This window comes from Rhizobium sp. LARHSG275 (assembly GCF_052871115.1).
Window position 1 is genome coordinate 26,283 of sequence record NZ_JBIXJN010000004.1, and the last position, 20,305, is coordinate 46,587.

General features: G+C 60.6%; 25 protein-coding genes and 1 pseudogene. 10 read left to right on the forward strand and 16 right to left on the reverse strand.

Annotated features, from left to right (window positions below):
* Positions 1-94 precede the first annotated feature (94 nt).
* Genes ACIPSK_RS05690 through argE form a run of 3 tightly spaced genes read right to left on the reverse strand, consistent with a single transcriptional unit; the run spans position 95 to position 2,543 of the window.
* A complete protein-coding gene (locus tag ACIPSK_RS05690; protein WP_170275990.1) occupies positions 95-448 on the reverse strand; it encodes a cupin domain-containing protein in 354 nt (117 codons plus the stop codon).
* A gap of 25 nt (positions 449-473) precedes the next feature.
* Positions 474-1,397, reverse strand: a complete 924-nt coding sequence (locus tag ACIPSK_RS05695) for a 2-hydroxyacid dehydrogenase (protein WP_446532647.1) — start codon at positions 1,395-1,397, stop codon at positions 474-476.
* 21 nt (positions 1,398-1,418) lie between these two features.
* Positions 1,419-2,543 (reverse strand): acetylornithine deacetylase, encoded by a 1,125-nt coding sequence (argE, locus tag ACIPSK_RS05700; RefSeq protein WP_170279620.1) that lies wholly within the window; start codon positions 2,541-2,543, stop codon positions 1,419-1,421.
* A 260-nt stretch (positions 2,544-2,803) separates the two neighbouring features.
* Here argE and ACIPSK_RS05705 point away from each other — a divergent pair, with 260 nt between their 5' ends.
* On the forward strand, positions 2,804-3,724 hold the full coding sequence (locus ACIPSK_RS05705; protein WP_170279733.1) for a GNAT family N-acetyltransferase: 921 nt from the start codon (positions 2,804-2,806) through the stop codon (positions 3,722-3,724).
* A gap of 43 nt (positions 3,725-3,767) precedes the next feature.
* Here the strand turns inward: ACIPSK_RS05705 and ACIPSK_RS05710 are convergent.
* Both ACIPSK_RS05710 and ACIPSK_RS05715 read right to left on the reverse strand, forming a co-directional pair.
* Positions 3,768-3,973: pseudogene (locus ACIPSK_RS05710) on the reverse strand (hypothetical protein).
* A 24-nt stretch (positions 3,974-3,997) separates the two neighbouring features.
* On the reverse strand, positions 3,998-4,702 hold the full coding sequence (locus tag ACIPSK_RS05715) for a 5-formyltetrahydrofolate cyclo-ligase (RefSeq protein WP_170279621.1): 705 nt from the start codon (positions 4,700-4,702) through the stop codon (positions 3,998-4,000).
* A 255-nt stretch (positions 4,703-4,957) separates the two neighbouring features.
* On the opposite strand from ACIPSK_RS05715, the gene ACIPSK_RS05720 reads away from it, so the two are divergent.
* Positions 4,958-5,236 carry a hypothetical protein gene (locus tag ACIPSK_RS05720; RefSeq protein WP_162116293.1) on the forward strand — a complete coding sequence of 93 codons (279 nt, stop codon included), beginning with the start codon at positions 4,958-4,960 and terminating at the stop codon, positions 5,234-5,236.
* On the opposite strand, the gene ACIPSK_RS05725 is transcribed toward ACIPSK_RS05720, so the two are convergent.
* Positions 5,209-5,520 carry a hypothetical protein gene (locus tag ACIPSK_RS05725; RefSeq protein ID WP_170259605.1) on the reverse strand — a complete coding sequence of 104 codons (312 nt, stop codon included), beginning with the start codon at positions 5,518-5,520 and terminating at the stop codon, positions 5,209-5,211. The genes ACIPSK_RS05720 and ACIPSK_RS05725 overlap by 28 nt on opposite strands.
* A 266-nt stretch (positions 5,521-5,786) precedes the next feature.
* On the opposite strand from ACIPSK_RS05725, the gene ACIPSK_RS05730 reads away from it, so the two are divergent.
* From ACIPSK_RS05730 to ACIPSK_RS05740, 3 genes are read left to right on the forward strand one after another with little or no spacing between them, the layout of a single operon-like run.
* Positions 5,787-6,692: a LysR family transcriptional regulator gene (locus ACIPSK_RS05730; RefSeq protein WP_446532648.1), complete on the forward strand. Its 906-nt coding sequence runs from the start codon at positions 5,787-5,789 to the stop codon at positions 6,690-6,692.
* 56 nt (positions 6,693-6,748) lie between these two features.
* The gene (locus ACIPSK_RS05735) at positions 6,749-7,879 is read left to right on the forward strand and encodes an HPP family protein (RefSeq protein WP_446532649.1); all 1,131 of its coding nucleotides are present in this window, start codon (positions 6,749-6,751) and stop codon (positions 7,877-7,879) included.
* Between the two features lie 35 nt (positions 7,880-7,914).
* Positions 7,915-8,193 (forward strand): DUF6522 family protein, encoded by a 279-nt coding sequence (locus ACIPSK_RS05740; protein WP_170279623.1) that lies wholly within the window; start codon positions 7,915-7,917, stop codon positions 8,191-8,193.
* A 56-nt stretch (positions 8,194-8,249) separates the two neighbouring features.
* On the opposite strand, the gene ACIPSK_RS05745 is transcribed toward ACIPSK_RS05740, so the two are convergent.
* The 3 genes from ACIPSK_RS05745 to ACIPSK_RS05755 all read right to left on the reverse strand — a co-directional run bounded on the left by ACIPSK_RS05745 (position 8,250) and on the right by ACIPSK_RS05755 (position 10,628).
* Positions 8,250-8,486 (reverse strand): hypothetical protein, encoded by a 237-nt coding sequence (locus tag ACIPSK_RS05745; protein WP_170259609.1) that lies wholly within the window; start codon positions 8,484-8,486, stop codon positions 8,250-8,252.
* A gap of 54 nt (positions 8,487-8,540) precedes the next feature.
* The gene (gene groL / locus ACIPSK_RS05750; RefSeq protein ID WP_170259610.1) at positions 8,541-10,169 is read right to left on the reverse strand and encodes a chaperonin GroEL; all 1,629 of its coding nucleotides are present in this window, start codon (positions 10,167-10,169) and stop codon (positions 8,541-8,543) included.
* A gap of 144 nt (positions 10,170-10,313) precedes the next feature.
* Positions 10,314-10,628, reverse strand: coding sequence for a co-chaperone GroES (locus tag ACIPSK_RS05755; protein ID WP_170259611.1), 315 nt, complete (start codon positions 10,626-10,628; stop codon positions 10,314-10,316).
* Between the two features lie 324 nt (positions 10,629-10,952).
* Between ACIPSK_RS05755 and ACIPSK_RS05760 the strand changes: the two genes are divergently transcribed.
* The 4 genes from ACIPSK_RS05760 (at position 10,953) to ACIPSK_RS05775 (ending at position 12,507) form a co-directional block, all read left to right on the forward strand.
* A complete protein-coding gene (locus ACIPSK_RS05760) occupies positions 10,953-11,243 on the forward strand; it encodes a hypothetical protein (protein ID WP_017967501.1) in 291 nt (96 codons plus the stop codon).
* 109 nt (positions 11,244-11,352) lie between these two features.
* Positions 11,353-11,709, forward strand: a complete 357-nt coding sequence (locus tag ACIPSK_RS05765; protein ID WP_446532650.1) for a hypothetical protein — start codon at positions 11,353-11,355, stop codon at positions 11,707-11,709.
* A 46-nt stretch (positions 11,710-11,755) separates the two neighbouring features.
* On the forward strand, positions 11,756-12,082 hold the full coding sequence (locus ACIPSK_RS05770; protein WP_446532651.1) for a DUF2934 domain-containing protein: 327 nt from the start codon (positions 11,756-11,758) through the stop codon (positions 12,080-12,082).
* 5 nt (positions 12,083-12,087) lie between these two features.
* Complete coding sequence (locus ACIPSK_RS05775; protein WP_032985669.1) at positions 12,088-12,507, forward strand: HD domain-containing protein; 420 nt, start codon at positions 12,088-12,090, stop codon at positions 12,505-12,507.
* Positions 12,508-12,635: 128 nt separating this feature from the next.
* Here ACIPSK_RS05775 and ACIPSK_RS05780 read toward each other — a convergent pair whose 3' ends face one another.
* Together ACIPSK_RS05780 and ACIPSK_RS05785 are read right to left on the reverse strand one after the other, a co-directional pair.
* Positions 12,636-12,905, reverse strand: a complete 270-nt coding sequence (locus tag ACIPSK_RS05780; RefSeq protein WP_446532652.1) for a cyclase — start codon at positions 12,903-12,905, stop codon at positions 12,636-12,638.
* Between the two features lie 44 nt (positions 12,906-12,949).
* The gene (locus ACIPSK_RS05785; protein ID WP_162116300.1) at positions 12,950-13,213 is read right to left on the reverse strand and encodes a hypothetical protein; all 264 of its coding nucleotides are present in this window, start codon (positions 13,211-13,213) and stop codon (positions 12,950-12,952) included.
* A 248-nt stretch (positions 13,214-13,461) separates the two neighbouring features.
* Here ACIPSK_RS05785 and ACIPSK_RS05790 point away from each other — a divergent pair, with 248 nt between their 5' ends.
* Positions 13,462-13,968, forward strand: coding sequence for an HIT family protein (locus ACIPSK_RS05790; RefSeq protein WP_170256596.1), 507 nt, complete (start codon positions 13,462-13,464; stop codon positions 13,966-13,968).
* A gap of 48 nt (positions 13,969-14,016) precedes the next feature.
* On the opposite strand, the gene ACIPSK_RS05795 is transcribed toward ACIPSK_RS05790, so the two are convergent.
* From ACIPSK_RS05795 to ACIPSK_RS05815, 5 genes are all read right to left on the reverse strand, one after another.
* Positions 14,017-15,867 (reverse strand): DUF2264 domain-containing protein, encoded by a 1,851-nt coding sequence (locus ACIPSK_RS05795; RefSeq protein WP_446532653.1) that lies wholly within the window; start codon positions 15,865-15,867, stop codon positions 14,017-14,019.
* A 76-nt stretch (positions 15,868-15,943) separates the two neighbouring features.
* Complete coding sequence (locus ACIPSK_RS05800; protein WP_222350890.1) at positions 15,944-17,218, reverse strand: ABC transporter substrate-binding protein; 1,275 nt, start codon at positions 17,216-17,218, stop codon at positions 15,944-15,946.
* A 40-nt stretch (positions 17,219-17,258) separates the two neighbouring features.
* Positions 17,259-17,984, reverse strand: a complete 726-nt coding sequence (locus tag ACIPSK_RS05805; RefSeq protein ID WP_222295773.1) for a YesL family protein — start codon at positions 17,982-17,984, stop codon at positions 17,259-17,261.
* Positions 17,985-18,004: 20 nt separating this feature from the next.
* Entirely contained in the window at positions 18,005-19,114 is a 1,110-nt protein-coding gene (locus ACIPSK_RS05810; RefSeq protein ID WP_017967491.1) for an ABC transporter ATP-binding protein, read from the reverse strand.
* Between the two features lie 15 nt (positions 19,115-19,129).
* On the reverse strand, positions 19,130-20,302 hold the full coding sequence (locus ACIPSK_RS05815; RefSeq protein ID WP_170256592.1) for a glycoside hydrolase family 88 protein: 1,173 nt from the start codon (positions 20,300-20,302) through the stop codon (positions 19,130-19,132).
* Positions 20,303-20,305 lie beyond the last annotated feature (3 nt).

A 20,305-nucleotide genomic window follows, 5' to 3' on the forward strand; every position in this document is an offset into this window, starting at 1 on the left:
CCTAACTGGAGAACGCGAGCAGCATGCGTCGACCGGCGATGCCGCGGCGGCGAAAAATTGCGTTTTCGCCGCCGCCGCAGTCAAATCTACGGCGTCACGTCACGGTCACATAGATCTTGCGTACAGTCTCGATCGTTTTCCAGACGCCAACGAAGCCTGGCTTCATGACGAAGCTGTCGCCGGCCTTGTAGACCACCGGTTCGCCGCCTTCCGGCGTGATTTCGACCAGGCCGGAAAGGATATGGCAGAACTCGAAGGTCTCGCCCTTGATCGAGCGCGTCTCGCCGGGTGTGGCTTCCCAGACGCCGCTATGAACCGTCTCGCCGCGGGCGACGTCCTGCGCCCAGGTCTTGAAGGCCGGATCGCCCGAGATCAGCCGTTCCGGGAGCGGGCCGGACTCGCGCGGCGCGAAGGTCGGGTTGGTGTCGATCGTCTTGAGGAGGGACATGATTTTGCTTTCCTGGGTTGAGAACTCAGTAGCCGCGGCTGCGATCGATCAGCCCGATCGGATCGAGGCCCGCCTGGTGCCGTTTGATGTTGCCGATCACGGCAGCCGCGGCGGTTTCAGGCTGGGTGGCACTCGCAATGTGCGGCGTCAGCAGGATCTTCGGATGGTTCCAGAAGGCGTGATCCTCAGGCAGCGGTTCCGGTTCGGTGACGTCGACGACGGCGCCGGAGAGATGTCCGGCGTCGAGCGCGCCGACAAGCGCCTGATGGTCGAGCTGAGCGCCGCGGCCGACATGGACGAGTGCTGCGCCAGCCGGCAAACCGGCGAAGAGCTCGGCATTCAGGAAGCCGCGCGTCTCATCCGTCAGCGGCAGCAGGCAGACGAGAATGTCGGTGGTTGCAAGCAGAATATCGAGACCGTCGCGACCGCTCAGGCATCGGATGCCGTCGATCTCGCGCGGGCTGCGGCTCCAGCCCGAAAGCGGAAAGCCGAAGGGCTGCAGACGTTCGAGCACTGTGCTTCCAAGCATGCCGAGGCCGAGCACGCCGATGCGGCGGTCCGAGGCTTGACTAGGAGCGATCGTCTGCCAGGTCCGGCGGCGCTGCTGGTCGAGATAGGCCGGCAGGTCGCGATGGAGCGCAAGGACCGCCAGCGTCACATATTCCTGCATCATCCTGATGATGCCGTCCTCGACCATGCGCACGACCTTGACCGATGCAGGCACCGTATCGATACGGAACTGGTCGATGCCGGCGCCGATCGAAAACAGGATTTCGAGATTGCGATAGCGCGCGAGGTCCTGCGGTACGGTCCAGGTAATCAGGTAGCGCACGGCGTCCGGTTCGACCGACTGGGGATCCATCGAGAAGGCAATGTCCGGCAGTTCCCGCGCGAAGGCATCGGCAAATATGGCGCCGCGCTTCGCATCGGAATTGAAGAGAAAGGTCATCGAATAGGCTCCTCGATCATGTCAGGCGGCGCAATGGCGGCTGAGTGCCTCGACCATCGCCTGGCAAGCCGAAAGTTCACTGGCGAGGATGAATTCGTCCGGCTTGTGGGCGCGGCCGATGTCGCCCGGTCCGCAGATGATCGCATCGATGCCGGCGCGCTGAAAAAGCCCGGCCTCCGTGCCGTAGCTGACGGCGGCGAGCGGCTCGGCGCCGGTCAGTTCGCCAAGCAGTGCTGCAAGCGGCGCATCGGCGGCCAGCGAAAGCGCCGGATAGGCGCTGAGCTCGCGCCATTCCACCTGAAAGCCGCGCTGCGACAACCCCTCGGCCGCCGTGCGGAGCGGCGCTAGCAACGCGGCGGGATCGACGCCGGAAATGGCCCGCGCTTCGAACTCTGCCTCGCAACTGTCTGGAATGATGTTGACCGCCTGGCCGCCCTTCAGCGTGCCGACCTGAAGCGAGGAGTAGGGCGGTTCGAAGACAGGATCGAACGGGCCGCAGGCGAGCCGTTCGGCTTCGGCGCGGGCGCGAGCCAGAACATCGGTAATGGCATGGATTGCGTTCAGTCCCTGGTCCGGACGCGAGGAGTGGCCGGAGCGGCCCCTGACTGTCAGCCGGGCGGCGGCCTTGCCCTTGTGGGCGCGGATTGCCCGCATGCCGCTCGGCTCACCGATGATCGCGCCAAGCGGAGTGGCGCAGAGCTCGGGCAGGCGGGCGATCATGTGGGGTACGCCGCGGCAGCCCGCCTCCTCGTCATAGGAAAGGGCAAGGTGGACGGGCTGGCGAAGCGGTGTTTCCGCCAGCGCCGGAACGGCCGCAAGAACGGCGGCCAGGAAACCCTTCATGTCGGTAGCGCCGCGACCGTAAAAGCGGTCTGCTTCGGCCCGCAAGCGGAAAGGGTCGCTGGTCCAGCCGCTTTCGGCGGCGGGGACCACGTCCATATGGCCTGAGAGGATATAGCCCGGCGTTTCCTTCGGGCCGATCGTGGCAAAGAGATTCGACCGATCGCCCTCAGGGCCGGGGAGCTCCGTGACGACAGCGCCGTGGCTTTGCAGATAGTGCCGGATCCACGCCACGATCTCGCCGTTCGGCGTGCCGACGACGGAGGGGAAACCAACGAGCCTTTCGAGAATTTCAATTGCCTGCATGGGATTCCTCACAGTGCGGGGATCTTCGAGGTGCCTGCAACTGGGCTGACGGGAGACGGCATTTCCGGGCTCTTAAGGTGAACGGCGACAGCGGCCGATTGGCCTAGTCAATGACTTTAGAGGACGCTCCAGGCTTTATTTGCCGAAAGTGTAGCGGATTTGGTCGATTGTTGTGTTTGCGCCGGCCTCACCAGTGAATTGTATCGAACGATCTGTTCTAGTCTTGGCAGAGGTTTCCAGATGCCGGCTTGGCCAGAAAAATGCGGCAGGGGGTGGGAGTGAGTGAACTGACATCCGAATCCAGGTTCGTCGATAGTTTCGAGACACATATCGCCGGGATCGACAGCGTTGCCCTCGACAAGTTGCATGCGCTGTCGATGACCGTCGCCTGGCCGCATCGTGGCGAAGACTGGCAGTTCTTGCGGGAATTCGGCCAGGGTATCGTGGCGATCGATGAAATCGGCCGCATCCTGGGCTCTGCGATGTGGTTTCCCTACGATGCCCAATTTGCCACGATCGGTATGGTCATCACCTCGCCGCGTCTTCAAACCAATGGCGCCGGGCAATGGCTCATGGGCCACGCGCTGGAGCAGGTCGCCGGGCGGAACCTCGGGCTGAATGCGACGCGCGCAGCGCGACGTCTCTATCATTCCCTGAACTTTGTTCGCGAGGCGCTCGTCTTTCAATGCCAGGGAGAAGCGATATCGCCGCCGGGTGTGGAGCTGCCGCCCGGTGCCGCAATACGGGCAGTTGAGGCCAGCGATCTGGAAGCGATCGCCGAACTGGATTGCGTGGCCTTCGGCACCGATCGTAAGCTGCTCTTGGCCAGGCTGATGGCAAACTCCAAAGGCATCGTATTGACCCGCGCCGGCTGGATCGAGGCTTTCTCGCTTTGCCGGCGGTTCGGGCGTGGCCATGTCATCGGTCCCATTGTTGCGTGCAGTGACGCGGACGCGATCGCCGTCGTCCGCCCGCATGCGGCCGAGCATGCAGGGGCGTTCCTGCGCCTCGACACACGCGAGCAGGGCGGAAGTTTTTCCGATTTCCTCTCCCGCTGCGGACTTCCTGTCCACGATATCGTGACGACCATGTCGCTCGGCGGCCCCTGGCTCCCGGTTCCGGGACATCAAGCGGGGCACGAGCCGAGGACCTATGCGCTCGTCAGCCAGGCACTCGGTTGACGCAGGCCGGATAGGCGCCGACGCAACCGGCCTTCGCCATGCATCAAGCGCAGGGACAGAGGTGGAGGCAGGTCAAAACCTGCTGACGTTCGAATTCGGGCCGGAGCGAGTGGTATTCTCAGAACGCTACCGAGCTCTCCCAGCGGTACACGGTCTCGAGCGAGAACACTGAGGCATCGATCGGCAAGACAGGATGCCACCCATACCACTGCGACCAGATCTTTCTTACAGATCCCCGTCCATGATCATCGCTCGTCTGCTCATATCCATCAGCTAACCCTCGAACATCCGCGAGGCAAGGGAGCCAACGCCTTGGCGAAATCGGATTTCGACGTCGGTTACGATCGCATCCATGGGGATGTCGTGGTCCTGAGGACGGATGGTGTCGATCTCCTGGAAGTCGAAACCGACGCCGATCGCGAAAGGCCGGGGATGGAGAGAGGCCAGCGTTCGATCGAAATAGCCGCCTCCGAATCCGAGCCGATAACATTGCGCGTCGAATCCGACGACCGGCGCGACGACGATATCGGGCAAGCGCTCTTCGCCGCGAAGCGGAACCGGGATGTTCAGGATGCCGCGTGTCAGTTCCTCGCCGACGCTCCACGAGCGGAAGCTGAGGGGTGTCCTTTTTTCCGTCACCACTGGCAACAGGCAGGTGGCGCCGCAAGCTGCCGCCGACTGCATCCAGCCGCGAAGGTCCGGCTCACCCAGAAACGGCCAGTACAGGCTGACGTTGCGGCCGGCGATCTTCGGCAAAAGCCGATCCAGATGATGGCGGATCAGAGATGTTCGCTGCTCCCGCTCATTCGCGCCGAGCAGCGTCCGGCGCTCTATCAGACGACGGCGTTCAGCCTTCCGCCACTTCCGGACAGCTTCCGGGTGCGACTCAAGCCCCATGTAAACCGGATCGACCTCGTGCATGAAGCAGGCCGGTGAGGCGTAGCCATCGGCAATGATTTTCCTGACATCGTCACTCATGGAGCGTTTCTTTTCTGTTCGTCGTCCTCATTTCATATTCAAATAGAGAATAACAGCGCGATACCATTCTTCAATAGAGATCGGTGTTCGCGTGACCTGAAATCTCTTTTGTCAGTGGGACGGGCTTCAGGCGCCGAAATCCAAGAGGGTTGCTTTCCCCGCGCCCAAACCTTCGGCTTCCACTCAAGGCATCTTGAAAGTATATCGTAATACGATATATTATCAACATGCACCGATTGTTGAGGAGCGAACTTCATGGAAAACCGACTGCATCCCGCGTTGCGCCGCCTTGCGCCCTTTCCTCGTGATGAGGCGTTCGAAAAGCTGCGGCAAAGAGTCCGCGCCTTGCTTGAGAATGGGGAAGCAAGTCGTTGGGAGCTTCTGCGCGCGGAATGGCTGTACGATGTGGCGTTGCTGACGAATGACTTTCGTCTCTGGATGCAGCATCTCGATAAGGGCTTCGGCACCGCCAACAAGACGGCATTATCCCCTGGAAGTGGGATGGCTCAGCTAATCGAACGCAGCCCGAGATAGGCCGCCAAACTGACGGCGGAGAGGGCGATTGTCAGCCTGGGTCTCGCATCGTCGAACATGACCGCCAGCGAAAGGCCGAGCATCAGGATGGCAGATTTTGCCCAGAGATTCTGATCGGAGACGGTGAAAGCGATTGCCGCCAGAAAGACGGCGCTCGCGACGATGGTCACTGCGGCGGATTTCTCGGCGAGATCGCCATCTGAGAAATACGGCAGCAGAAAACGGCGCATGCTCAAGCCAGAAGCGACGCTCAGAAGAAGACAGGTCAAGACAAGGTGCAACATGTGGTCGTCGCCGATCGATCTGCAGATCGTCCGGAAGACGCAAACCGCATGCCAGCCTCAAACCCGCAAATGCTCATCCGACGGAGGCAATGTCGCCGCCTGCATGGCTATTTCCTCGGCGTCGCGATCCTTTTTTCGGCAATCGCTTGCCTGTCCGGTCCGCGGATGGCGTTTTTCGTTCAACGCCGAAACCGGCTTGAGTTGGCATGATGATTTTTATATAGAGAATTATCTATCGTCTTAATTTCGGAAACGAGATCTTTTCATTGGACCTTTCGTCGATCGAGATATTCCTCGCCGTTGCCAGCGACCGCAGCGTGACCAAGGCTGCCAAGGCTGTAGGGCGGGTGCCGTCGAATGTGACGACGCGCATCCAGCAATTGGAGGAGGACCTCGGCGTTTCCCTCTTCAGCCGTGACGGCAAGAAGATGACGCTGACACGGGAGGGCGAGACGTTTCTTGCCTATGCGAACCGGCTTATGGCGCTTGCGCTCGAAGCGCGCCAGGCCGTGCGGCCTCTCGCCCCATCGGGAATATTGCGGGTCGGCACCATGGAGAGCACGGCGGCAAGCAGACTGCCGTCGGCGCTGACGCAATTCAATCAGATGTGGCCTGATGTGTCACTTCATCTGACGATGGGGGCCTCCCGCGATCTTGCCCGCGACGTTCTCTCCGATGTGCTGGATTGCGCGCTGATTGCCCGCCCACCCAAGACGATGCGCGAGGAGGATTCAGGTTTCGATGCTGAACTCAAGGCGCTGGAGATGGAGCCGATCTTCGTCGAAGAGCTGCTGATTGTGTTGCCATCCGGGCATCCCTCCATCAAATCCGCCGCAGACCTGCGTGTCGGATCACTCGCCGCTCTAGAGCCCGGCTGCACCTATCGCAGGATCGCCGAAAACTGGGCGCGCAAATCGAGCGCGCTGCCGACGAGCGAGCTCGGTTCCTACCACGCGATCCTGGCGAGCGTTGCGACCGGGAATACGGCGGGTGTCATGCCGCGATCCGTCCTTGACCTCATGCACTGGCCGACGCCTGTCCAGACCCATCAATTGGGGCTCGTTGAGACGCTGCTCGTCTATCGCAGGAATGATCGCCCCAGCGCGTTCAACGCATTCCACGAAGTCCTCAGCGCGACCAAAGGCAGAGGTCCCCGGTTGACAACAAACTAGTCCGCACGCCTTTCTCCTTCGCCGCCAGATAATCCTCGCTTAAAATTGGTCTTGTCATGCAGTATCCCGTTTCCCCAAAGCTGGGACCGAGCCGCTTCCGCCGCTTCCGTTTGTTCTCACCTATTCTGGCCGGTGCGACCTTACGAGAGCGATTGATTGCATGTCTCGGCGCTTTGCTGGCCATCGGTTTCACCGGCGTCATCAGCGGCTATCTGTTCGGACAGGGACCGCATCTTCCCTTGATCGTCGCGCCGATGGGGGCGTCCGCGGTGCTTCTTTTCGCGGTGCCGGCAAGCCCGCTGGCGCAGCCATGGTCGATCATCGGCGGCAATACGATTTCGGCTCTGATGGGAATCATTGCCGCCTATTTCATTCGTGATCCGATCGTCGCGACCGGCGTCGGCGTTTCGCTTGCCATCGGCGCGATGTCCTTCACGCGGTGCCTTCATCCGCCAGGAGGTGCCGCCGCACTGACCGCCGTGCTCGGCGGCCCTGTCGTTGCCGGCTGGGGGTTCCTCTTTCCCTTCGTGCCCGTCGCTTTGAACTCCTGCATTCTCGTCGGTCTTGGCCTGCTGTTCCACAGGCTGTCGAAGCGGAATTATCCGCACGTCGTTCCAAAGCCGGCGGAGAACACCCATCAGACGATCGACCTGCCGTCTGCGGTGCGTGTGGGTTTCCGCGAGGAAGATGTCGATGCGGCCCTCGAAGCGCTTGACGAGACTTTCGATATCGACCGGGCAGACCTCGGCCGGCTGCTGCAGCAGGTCGAGCTGCAAGCGGCCATCCGCTCAAACGGCAAGATCAGCTGTGCCGATATCATGTCGCGCGACGTGATCGCCATTGGGGAGGCTTCGGAACCGGATGCCGCTCGGCACCTTCTGCTCAAGCATAATATCCGTACACTGCCGGTGAAGGATCCAGAAGGCCGTCTCGTCGGCGCTGTCGGTTTACGGGAGTTGTCGATGAGCACTGAGACCATCGCCCATGCGATCTCGAGGCCGGCGGTGGCTAGACCGTTGGATCCTGCTCTGTCGCTATTGCCCGTTCTGACGGACGGGCGCACGCATGCCGTTATCATTGTCGATGGCGATTACCGCATTCTTGGCCTGATATCGCAGACGGATCTCCTGAGCGCAGTGGCGCGGCTGCTGCCAAAGGAGGACAATGCTATTGCGGCGGTGGCCTGAGGCGTGGACGTGGAGCTTAGCTGGAGAAGAAGTCGGTGCTGATCGAGCGCGATTCAAATGGCGATTTTATCCTGGAATCATCGGAACTGGCGGAGCGGTTCGGATTGTCGCTGGCCGATCTTCGCCGCCACATGCGCCATGGTTCCGTCGTCAGCTCCGTGGAAATCGGCACAGCTGAACACGAGGGGACGAAACGGGTGTCGCTTCGGCTCGGCAACAGGCTTTGGCAAGCTGTTTTGAACGATGAAAATGAAGTGCAGCAGGAGCAGATGACCGTTCTTCGGGGTAAATCCTCCGGACGGCATCCACGCTGACATCATCGTTAAGTGTGATCCCGCGCGGTGCTTATGACCCGCAGGCACCGCATTTCCTACCGATCGCTCGTTTCGAAGAGGCCGCGGGCCGCCTCGACCATCGACTGCAGGTGATTGGGGTCGCGCACACCCTGCCGGTAGAGTTCGATGACGATGCTCGCCATTCGTTCGGCTTCGTCGCTGTCCTTTGCCACCTGGTAATCGGATCTGATCTTGTCGAAGACCTGCTGGCAGATGTCGAGATCGCGGGAGTCCAGCGGTACCTGCGATCGGCTTTTGATCGTTTGAACCATCTCTATTCCCTTAGACATGGCCCGCCCGGGGGTGCGGGCGGGCCGGCAGCCTTTTTAGAAATCCATGCCGGCACCGGGAGGCATTGGCGGAGCGGCGTCCTTCTTGGGTTTTTCGGCGATCATGGCCTCCGTCGTGACGAGCAGACCGGCGATGGAGGACGCATCCTGAAGCGCGGTGCGCACCACTTTCGCCGGATCGATGACGCCCTGGGCATAGAGGTCGCCATATTCGCCCGTCTGAGCGTTCCAGCCATAGGAGAACTCGCTTTTCTCCCGCAGCTTGCCGACCACGATCGAGCCTTCTGCACCGGCGTTTTCGGCGATCTGGCGAGCCGGCGCCTCGACCGCGCGGCGGACGATCTCCACACCAACGCGCTGGTCCTGGTTGGCCGTATTGAGATTATCGAGCGCCTTGACGGCGCGCAGCAGCGCTACGCCGCCGCCGGGCAAGATGCCCTCTTCGACGGCGGCACGGGTTGCATGAAGCGCGTCGTCGACGCGATCCTTCTTCTCCTTCACCTCGACTTCGGTCGAGCCGCCGACGCGGATGACGGCAACGCCGCCGGCGAGCTTGGCAAGACGTTCCTGCAGCTTCTCGCGGTCGTAGTCGGAGGTGGTTTCCTCGATCTGGGCGCGGATCTGGGCAATACGGCCTTCGATGTCGGTCTTGGCGCCTGACCCATCGACGATTGTGGTGTTTTCCTTCTCGATCGAAACCTTCTTGGCACGGCCGAGCATGTCGAGCGTCACGGATTCGAGCTTGATGCCGAGATCTTCGGAGATGACGGTGCCGGCGGTCAGGATGGCGATGTCTTCGAGCATGGCCTTGCGGCGGTCGCCGAAGCCAGGCGCCTTGACGGCAGCGATCTTGAGGCCGCCGCGCAGCTTGTTGACGACGAGGGTAGCAAGCGCTTCGCCTTCGACGTCTTCAGCGATGATGAGGAGCGGCTTGCTGGATTGGACGACGGCTTCGAGAACCGGCAGCATCGACTGCAGGTTGGAGAGCTTTTTCTCGTGGATGAGAATATAGGGGTCTTCGAACTCGACCCGCATCTTGTCGGCATTTGTCACGAAATAGGGGCTGAGATAGCCGCGGTCGAACTGCATGCCTTCGACGACTTCGAGTTCGGTTTCGGCGGTCTTGGCTTCTTCGACCGTGATGACGCCATCATTGCCGACCCTTTCCATGGCATCGGCCAAAAAGCGGCCGATTTCGGCATCGCCATTGGCGGAGATTGTGCCGACCTGGGCGATTTCGGAATTGTTGGAGATCTTGCGGGCGTTGGCCTTCAGTTCCGCGACGATGGCCGCGACCGCTAGATCGATGCCGCGCTTCAGGTCCATCGGGTTCATGCCCGACGTAACGGCCTTGGCGCCTTCCTTGACGATTGCCTGGGCCAGCACCGTTGCGGTCGTGGTGCCGTCGCCGGCGATGTCGCTGGTCTTCGAAGCAACTTCGCGGACCATCTGGGCGCCCATGTTTTCGAACTTGTCTTCGAGTTCGATTTCCTTGGCGACCGAAACGCCGTCCTTTGTGATGCGCGGCGCGCCGAACGACCTGTCGATCACGACGTTGCGGCCCTTCGGGCCGAGGGTCGCCTTCACGGCGTTGGCCAGGATGTCGACGCCACGCAGCATCTTCTCGCGGGCTTCGGTGCTGAATTTGATTTCTTTAGCAGCCATGTCCTCACTCCTTCATAGCCAGCCAGAGCAATTCCAGGAAAAGTGCGTTTTCGCTCGGAATTGCGTAAAATAAAAGCTTGGAACGGTTCTGCGTTTCCATGAAAAGCTGAAGCGCTCCAGCATCGACCGATGTTAGCAGGGACCTCAGGCGGCCTGCTTCTTTTCGCCTTGGGCCTCGATGATGCCCATCACGTCGCTTTCCTTCATGATCAGCAGGTCTTCGCCATTGATTTTGATCTCGGTGCCGGACCATTTGCCGAACAGGATGCGATCGCCGACCTTAACGTCGAGCGACTGGATCTGGCCGGCTTCGTTGCGCGCGCCGGGGCCGACGGCGATGACCTCGCCTTCCTGCGGCTTCTCCTTGGCGGTGTCTGGAATGATGATGCCGCCCTTTGTCTTTTCTTGTGAATCGACCCGGCGGACGAGAATGCGGTCATGAAGCGGTCGGAACGACATATCTTCCTCCATCGACAAACAATGATGACGTTGTTCCCGCGGCCGGACCGGATAACCGATCCGGGCGGGTGCAGGTTCGCGCGCGCGCCTTGCGCGAATGATCTGGTTCGAGGGTTCAGCAATTTCAAGAGGCGACGAAAGAAAAATTAGCACTCTCCGTCGGAGACTGCTAACGCCCGACAGGGAACAGACAATCCGCTCCTGCGTTCGAATAAAAAGGCGAATGGCATTGAGGCTTGAATCCGGATTTCGCCATTCCTAGTTCTGTGGTGGCCGAGGCTTGATGAGCTCGGCCACCGTCCCACGTCTTTAGGAGTGAGTGACATGGAAGAGAACACCAAACCAATCAAAGACCTCAGTATCGAGGAACGCGAGGAAATCTTCGTCGATATCGCTCGTACGCTGGAGGACACGGCGCGTGAGGCCCTTGTCGAAGGCAATACGCATTTTGCGGCACTTTCCAACAACATGGCCGAAGCGATCCGTGTCAACGCCGACGAACTCGCCCGTGACGATCCGGAAAATGCCGAGCTGGTATTGCAGCAGGCAACGGCGATGATCTCGCAATTCGAAGCCGTGCACCCTTATCGGATGGTGAGCATGGCCGTGCATTGATCGCGCCCCGGGCGATGCGGCTTGCCACCCGCCCAAATCATTCTCTACGCGCGCGCGGAACTCTCCTCGTTTGCAGAGGTTATTGGATCACAACATCGAAAGGTGATCCATGACGACTTCTAGATCCAACGTGCCGCCAGAGAGCGGCACGGACGACGCGCGGTCCGCCGATACCGAACGGGCCGAGATCGATCGCCAAAGGGCATTGGCAAACGCCCTGTGCAACGCGAGGTCGGCATCAGATCGCGATAGCGGCACCGAAACCCCAAGCCTGAAGCTTGCAAAGGAATATCTTAGCCTCGGCGGCCACCGCCGATCCATGATCGACGACAATATCACCGATGTTCGCCACTGGGACAAGGATTCGCCGGAGGCCGAACGGTTCTGGAAGGAACGGGTGGAAACGCTTCCAAAGGATCAACGCAAACAGGTGGAGGATTTCCTTCCAACCATCAACACGCCTTGAAGGGTCGCTCTTCGGACGGCTCATCCCAATGCGCTTGGAGAAGGTCATGGCTATAGACAAGCACGAGCAGATTCGCCAGCGCGCCTACGAAATCTGGGAGGCCGAGGGCCGCCCGGAGGGCGCCGACAAGCGCCATTGGCTGCAAGCCTGCGACGAACTGGCCGGTGAGGATGAGCACGAGACGCTGCAGGACCTGCTCGATGAAGACGACAGGGATGATGCGGCCCTGCTTCAGGGCGCCGGTGAAAGCGGCGATTTCGATCGGCCAAGAACGAGGCCTGGCCAGGCCGCCAAGGCTCCGGTGCCTGACATCGAGATGACGACGGGCGAAAAGCCTTCCACGCGGAAGATCAGGAAGACCGAAGGGCCGTAATCGTCATGCAGCATCTCGACCATGCCATCCAGATTGCACTTACGGCCCATGAAGGTCAGTCAGACAAGACCGGCCAGCCGTTCTTCGAGCACTGCCAGCGGGTAGCCCTTCTTGTTTCCGGCGACGAGCCACGAACGGTTGCCTACCTTCATGACGTCGTCGAGAAGGGCAGCGGCTGGACGCTCGACAGGCTGAGAGAGGAAGGCTTTCCGCCGGCGATCATCTCCGCGGTAAATGCTCTGACACGGCGGCCGGACGAGCCGGACGACGACTTCGTCAGGCGTGCGGCATCAAACCCGCTGTCCTTGCCCGTCAAACGCGCCGATCTGGAAGACAATCTCCGGCAGGCCGAACAGGCCGGCAAGAAAACGGAAAAATACCAGCGCGGACTGGATCTCCTGCGCGACATAACGAGCGGATCATAATTTTACGCCGTTCGCCGGCACTGTCACCAAGGTCGGCAATCGGGCAAGCGTCCACTACCCGCCTTCATGTCATGCATCGAGAGCCGGCGGCCTCCGTGGCACAGCGGCGGAGGCCATTTTGGCCCATTTCATGCTTTGTTGGCAAACCACATCGTCGGCGCGCCGAGCACACCTGCCGTACGCATCGCCGTCTTCAGCTCGTCCAACTTGCTGAATGCCTGCGCCGCTTCAAACGTGGCGAACTCGTGGGTGACGGTAATATCGTTCGGATTGTCGATGGCGCGATAAACGGCCTGCGCCGTCACCCCGTTGGCCTTCTGGACCTGATGAAACGCATCATATGCCTTGCGCCAAGTGGCATAGTCGGAAACCTCATGCCGCACGAATAATGTCGTCATATCATCCTCCCGCGTTGCGTTTTCAAGTTCGGTTCAGACGCGTGTTACGATTGCACGAGGAACACCAGGCTCTCGGGCAAGACACCATCATGCGCCATCGCGTCAGCCGCCGCCTTGGTCTGCATGAAGGCCATCAACTTATCCATATCAGCAACGTCCATGACCAGGCCGACGTGGTTGGACGTCTGAGGATCCGTAAACGTGCGAATGTTCGTGACGCCGATCGGTTCGAATATCTGTTTGCGCATCGGTGAAGCGAGCCAGTGTTTCGTGTCCTTGACATTGTGATGGACCATTATGGTTGGCATTGCATCCTCCTCTGGCCTTGAAAAATGAAAGGCCAGTACATCCCTACGCTTTGCCCAGCTGTAGTTCAACAATATTACGATGAGCGGATATTTTGCTATTTTATCGAAGATATAAATATAATTACTTGGAGTAATCCGAAAATATTACGGTTGGCAGCCGGTTTTGGCGCGTGTTATTTTCGCGACAATGGCTTTTGCAATAGTTCCGGCGTCCGGGACCGCCGCGCGTGAGACGACAGAGGCTCAGAATGACCGAACGCCAACCATTTGATCTCAAGGCTTATGGGCACGACATCGGAACAAGGCCATGCTTTATCTGCGGCTTGGTCAGGAACGACCCTGACTTCTTTCACCATCGCGTTTTTGAAGACGACGAGACGATCATTTTCCTGAGCAAATATCCCACTCTACCGGGTTATTGCCTCGTCTGTCCGAGGGAGCACCGTGAGGATCTGGCGCGGGACATGTCGACGGATGAATATCTTCGATTACAGGAGAAGGTGCATGTCTTGGCGCGCGCCCTCAAGAGCGTGTTCGACGCCGAGCGAATTTATGTGCTTTCGCTCGGCAGCCAACAGGCCAATAGCCACCTGCATTTTCATGTCGTTCCCTTGCCTTCAGGTGTACCTCTTGAAGAGCAGCAATACCATGCACTGATGGCGGAATACGGGGTTTTGCAAATACCTGACGATCAAATGGCACAGTTGGCGCAGCGCATCTCTGAAGCATACCGTTCCGAGCTGACCGCACGATAATCAATCTCCGGGCTCCCGGTCGAAACCCCGGAAGCCAATGCCCCCAAGCTACGTCCCGAGGGCGAATGCCGGCACCGGGGTGCCTTTTTCGCGAAAGAGCCGTTCCACCTCGTCGAGCCGGGGGCAGGCGGGCGGGTTATCGAGCGCTTTTGCCCAATTCCCGCGAATGGGCAGAGCCATCGCCGCGGTCACGAGCACGGTGGCTCCGGGGCCGCTTTCGCCGCGCAGCTGCGGCAGCAGGGTCTTGGCGTGGATAAGGTTGGTGTTTGGGATCGGGCTTAGCGCATGGCCGGCCCTCGGACTGGGCGATAGATCGACGATGGCGCTGACGTCGGTCCGTCCGTACCAGACGGCCCGGCCATCGCTTGCATCGGAGCGATCGGCATTGAAATCGGCGCGTTCGATCGCAAAGCCGCCCTCGATAGTCAGCAGGGTGCGCGGCGTGGCGATGCGGTGGATGCGAATGTGCCACGGGTTTTCGGGAAGCAGCCAGGTTTCGATGGTGACATCGCTCCAGGGGCGCCAGCGCGAATAGAGCAGGTCACCTGTTATCAACGCCTCTTCGAGGGTTTCCCGCATGCGGAAATGGACGCCGTCATCGGAGAGGCCGAGCATGCCGTCAAAGCTTGCGGCGGAGAAATTCCGGTCGTTGGCTTCGATGTTGAAGGCGTAGCGTGTGGAATAGACGAATTTCGAATATTTCTCGTTTGCGCCAAGCATCTTGTCGTGCTGCTGCCCTGAGGAGAGTACGACCACGTTTCCCGGCGTGTGCATGGCGACCATTCCCGCCGGCGTCAACGCAACCGGTTCCGGAAATTCCGGCTGCGGTGCCTCTTCGGCGGTCCAGAACGGATGACCCTGCGGAAGAGCGAGCGGCAGGAAGAATTTCAGCGCCCAATAAGGTGAACCGGGAGAGTTGTAGCTCTCGCTCATGAAGAGGTTCGGATAGCCGTAGCCGACCGAAAGAACGCCGTCGCGATCGGCAATCGGCATGGCGGACCACCAGCGGATATGGCGCATGTAATAGCCCTTGATCTCAGCCCAGGGCAGCGCCTCGACGCCGGCAAAGGCAAGCGCGCCCCAAAAGCCGCCCGCCGCAAAGCGGTAGGTCTGGCTGCGGCCGAAGGCAAGGGCTGCGCCATCGGGGCCGAACCAGTGGCGGATATCCCTGGCGAAGATCTCGGCGCGACCCCGGAAGCGATCCTGGCGCGCCTCGTCGCCCTTGGCCAGCACGGCATAGATCAGGCCGTAGAAATGCATGGCGAAGGGAATGTAATGATCGACCCGCCGAACCGGCCCGTCGCGATACCAACCGTCCCCGAGGTCGAAGGCCTCCAATTCGTCGAGATAGGCGAGGGTTTTCCGGTGATCGAACGCCACGCTCACGCGTTCCAGCCCGAGATCGATGAGCACACGGAAAAATTTCCAGTTGTTATCGATGAATTCCAGCTCGCGCGCCCCGAGAAGATAGGCAGAGACCGTCTTCTTCTCGCTGTCGTCAAGCGGTTCCCAGATGTGCTCGGGGACAAGCGCCAGGGCGAAGCCGACGGCGGCGAGTTCGACCAGCCGTTGGTTGCGGTCGGCAAGATCGCCCCAATATTCGGGATGAGCAGGATTGGTCCCGTTCGCCAGCCCGCGCCGATAGAGATCCCAATGTGAAAATGCGCCGCCGCCGGCAACGAGCGGAACGATCCCCCAGAGCGGCCGTGCAAATCCCTCCAGATCCGCCGCCGCCCGATCGAAGATCGCGCCGGCTGCGCCGAGGCGCACACGGGCGCCGCCTTCGGAAAAATACGGCAGCAGCGGCTCGAAGAGATCGGTGACGGCCTTGGCCAGGTCGTCGCGTGTCCTCAGGGGATTGCCGAAAAGCGGATTGGCCCTTGCGGGATCATAGATCATCGTCAGCTCGAAATTCCTCAAACCAAATCGGCCGCGGGCCAGATGCCGGTCCGCGGCCAGGGCAATCTTGCGAGGCTTACTTGATGGCCTTCACGCCTTCAGTCATTTCCTTCAATCCGTCGTCGATGGAGGTATTGTCGGTCATCATCGCGTCATGCACGCGATTGAGCACGACCTCGATCTTGGCGGCGTTCGGATTGACTGCCATTTCCAGATAGGCTTTCGACGGTATCAGCGCCTCCTTGCTGGCTGCGTCCTCAGGAAAGCCGGGTGTTGCCGCGATCTTTGCGCTGACATCGGCGGTCTTGAGCGCTGGGAAGGTGCCCGTCGATGCGATGACGGCAGCGCCCTCAGGACCGGTGACGAACTTGATAAAGTCGAGGGCTGCATCCTTGTGCCCGGAATTGGTGTTGACCGCCAGACCCGAAATCTGTGCAGCCGTCGTGCCGGCTGCAACGCCGTCCGGATGCGGGAACTTCACGATGCCCCAGTTCTTGCTCTTCGATTCACCCGATTTCACCTTGGCGATCTGGGTGCCGACGAACCAGGTGCCCATCGGCAGCATGCCGATCGTGCCGTTGAAGAAGAGCGCCGAATAATGCGTGTTCGACGTCTTGAGGAAGGCGTAGGAGGGAATGGCGCCGTCCTTCTGCAGGGTCAGCGCCCGCTCGTACCAGGGCTTCAGGAAGGCGTAGTCGCCATCGACGAGCGTGTGTTTTCCGTCAAGGATGCCGGGCAGCTGGACGGTCGAACGCCAGGTGTGCAGCAGCGCGCCATAGGTCTTGTTGGTGCCCATGCCGCCCGTAAGCTTCTCGGCGGTCGCGTCGAACTGCGCCCAGGTCATGTCATTGGTGGGGTAGGGGACGCCGGCTTTGTCGAAGATGTCCTTGTTGTAATAGACGATCCAGAAGTCGGAGCGGAACGGCAGCGAATAGATCTTGCCGTCGATGGTCAGCTCTTCGATCAGGCCGCCATAAGGCGCCGGATCGATCTTCTGATCCTTCATGAAGCCGCTGAGATCGGCGATGTTGCCGGCGCGCACCAGGTTGGTGTAGCCCGGCACATCCTTGACGGTGACGATGTCGATGTCCTTGGAGCCGCCGGTCAGTTGCGTCGAGATCATCTGCTGGTAGTCCTGCGAGCCGAGGTCCATCGGTTCGAACTTCACGTTAGGGTGTTTGGCCTGATAGGCCTCGATCAGCGGCTTGTAATAAGCGGTCTTGTCCCAGTCCCACAAAGCCCATTTGAGCGTCACGGCGTCCTGAGCAAGCGCTGCGCCGGCCGTCATCGCGGCCAAGGTGAAACCTGCCACGGCAAGTTTCACCGTCCCCCCGAATTTTTCCAAATACATTCCCGTTCTCCTTCCCTGGATCATCTCTGGATCAGTTATTTTATGAAGCGTCTCTTCTATGCGGTTCGCGGTGCGGCTGTGTTGCGTTTGGCAGGTGTAGAACCGTCACCGCCGCCCGATGGACGCCGAATGCGACGGCGAACATTCCGAGTGAAAAATTGAAGATTGCCGGCATGAACACCGAAACCGGATAGAAGAGGATGTGCGCCAGCCAAAGGCTGGCGGTAAAGGCGAGCGCTGCAAGCGCCGGGAAAGGACGGACAATGGAGGCGAGGGCGGCGAGGCGCAGCAGCATGAGAGCCGGCAGATCGCGCATCACCATCAAAACGAAGAGATGGCAGGCGAGGACCGCGACGAAGGCGGTGGCGACGAGCGCGATCGTCAGCGGTGCGCTTAGCAACAGATTGTCGCGTGCGCCTGCGGCATAGGTGACGATCGCATAAAGGCCGATTGCGAGGGCGCCACCCAACGCCAGGCCCCAGGCGGTGGCGCGCCAGAAGTAGCGCAGAAAGGCTTCCGTGAAGTCCCGCAGTAGATAGGAGTTGCGGTCTTCCACGAGGGCCACCGAGACCCGGGCCATGGCGGCGAGGGCTGCCGGCAGCGTTACGACGAAGAGGCCGGTCAGGATGAACAACATGTTCAGCTTGACCATCTCCCACCATTCGCGGACGAGGATCTCGGCGAACAGCGCAAGGCCGGTCCTCTTCGGAGCATCCTTCGGAATGCCCGGTCCCTCTCTCGTCCACATGTCCCGCAACCACTGCATAGCCGTCTCCCGCAGGCGCCTCAGTATAGAATCGAGCGTTCCGTTTCCGTGTCGAACAGTTGCGCATTGGTCATATCGGCAACCAGCGTCGCCTCCTCGCCGATATCGGGCCGGTAGCGCGGCGAGACACGGGCAATGAGATTGCGACCGCCTGCCACCATGTTCAGGTGCACTTCCGAGCCCATCGGTTCGGCAAGTTCGACGATCGCCTTGAGGGGCGCCAGGTTCTCGGGCGCGATGTCGGCCGGCGGCAGCTCGTGGAAATTCTCCGGACGGATGCCGAGCATCAGCTCGCGGCCCTCGTAGGGCGCGATCCTGCCCTTGTCGAAATGGGCGGGAAGCGGCAGTTCCCGGCCATCGAAGACAGCGACGTAGCCGTCGCCCCGTCGCAGAATGGTCGAGGGCAGCATGTTCATCTGCGGCGCGCCGATGAAGCCGGCGACGAACATATTGACGGGGCGGTCATAGAGGTTCTGCGGCGTATCCACCTGCTGGATGTGCCCGTCCTTCATGACGACGATCCGGTCCGCCATGGTCATGGCCTCGACCTGGTCATGGGTGACGTAGATGAAGGTGGCGTTGAGGCGCTTGTGCAGCTTGGTGATTTCCGAACGCATCGTGCCGCGCAGCTTGGCGTCGAGGTTGGAAAGCGGCTCGTCGAGAAGGAAGACCGCCGGATTGCGCACCATGGCGCGGCCGAGCGCGACGCGCTGGCGCTGGCCGCCTGAAAGCGCCTTCGGCTTACGATTCAGGAGATGAGAGATGTCGAGGATCCTGGCGGCGTCCTGCACCTGGGCATCGATAAAGTCGCGCGACACCTTCCTGAGCTGCAGGCCGAACGCCATGTTCTTGTAGACGGTCATATGCGGGTAGAGCGCGTAATTCTGGAAGACCATGGCGATATCCCGATCTTTGGAAGGGACGTCGTTCATGACGTCGCCGCCGATCTTGAGCTCTCCTCCGGATATTTCTTCGAGGCCGGCGATCATCCGCAGCGTGGTCGATTTGCCGCAGCCGGAGGGGCCGACCAGAATGATGAATTCCTTGTCTGCGATCTCGAGGTCGATGTCGTGGACGACGGTGAGCGCACCGTAGCTCTTGTTCAACTCTTTAAGCGAAATGCTGGCCATCGGGTTCTCCTGAATTCACCAATAGGAAGACCAGCTGCGCGAAAGGCGCGTCAAAGCTTCCATGTAATAATAATCTCCCCAGGAGACGCATTCATCGACACCCTCGCCGCGGCAGGTGTTGAACGGCGATTTCTTCGAATAGGTGGCGTGTAGCACCAGGCCGTTGGAGGCTGTGGGATCCTTGACCGCATAGTGATCCGCAAGGCTCTTCATCATGCGCCGCGCCAGCGTGCGATAGCGTGCTGCCGGTTCCGGCTCGGCGAGATCGGCCATCTCCAGAAGGCCGCAGGCGGCGATCGAGGCCGACGAACTGTCGCGCGGCTCGCCGTCGCCGTCCGAAAAGACGAGGTCCCAATAGGGTACCATGTCGCCCGGCAGCCGGTTGAGATAGAAGGCGAGCAGCCGGTCGAAGGTTTGGCGATATTCCTCGACCCGCTCATAGCGATAGGAGAGGGCCATTCCAGCGATTGCCCAGGCCTGTCCGCGCGCCCAGGCGCTGTCGTCTTTGTAACCCTGTTTGGTGGCGCCGCGCACCGGCGCTCCGGTGTCCGGGTCCATATAGAACGTGTGATAGGTGGAATCATCCGGCCGAACCGAGTTGGCAAGCGTGGTGCGGGCGTGAATGAGCGCGATCTCGCGGTATTTCGGATCGCCAGTCTCGCGGCTTGCCCAGTAGAGCAGCGGCAGGTTCAAGAGGCAGTCGATGATATAGCGGTATTCTTCCGGCTTGCCTTTACGACCCCAGGCCTGGATGAACTGACCGATCGGCTGGAAGCGCTCGATCAGCTGGTCGGCGGCAAGGATCGCGGCTCTGCGGCCATCCTCGTCGCCGACGAGTTTCCAGGCGGCGATGCAGGAGGGCGAATAGAGAAAGCCCATATCGTGATGATCGGTCTCGATGCGATTGACGATCCGATGCAGGAACGATTGGACCTGAATTTGTGCCGCATCCCGGAAAGCCGCGTCGCCGCTGTGTTCGAATGCGAGCCACAGCTCGCCGGGCCAGAAGCCGGCGGTCCACTGATCGTTCGCCACGGGGGGATAGAAATTCTTGATGCTCGAATGGTTCTGCGCGGCGTGGGTGAATTCTGGAAGGTTGCGCCTGACCTGCTCGACGGCGATATCGAGCGCGGCCTTCACTTCCTCATCGGTAATCGGCTGCGGGGCGACGGATGAAACGGCGTTCACGGC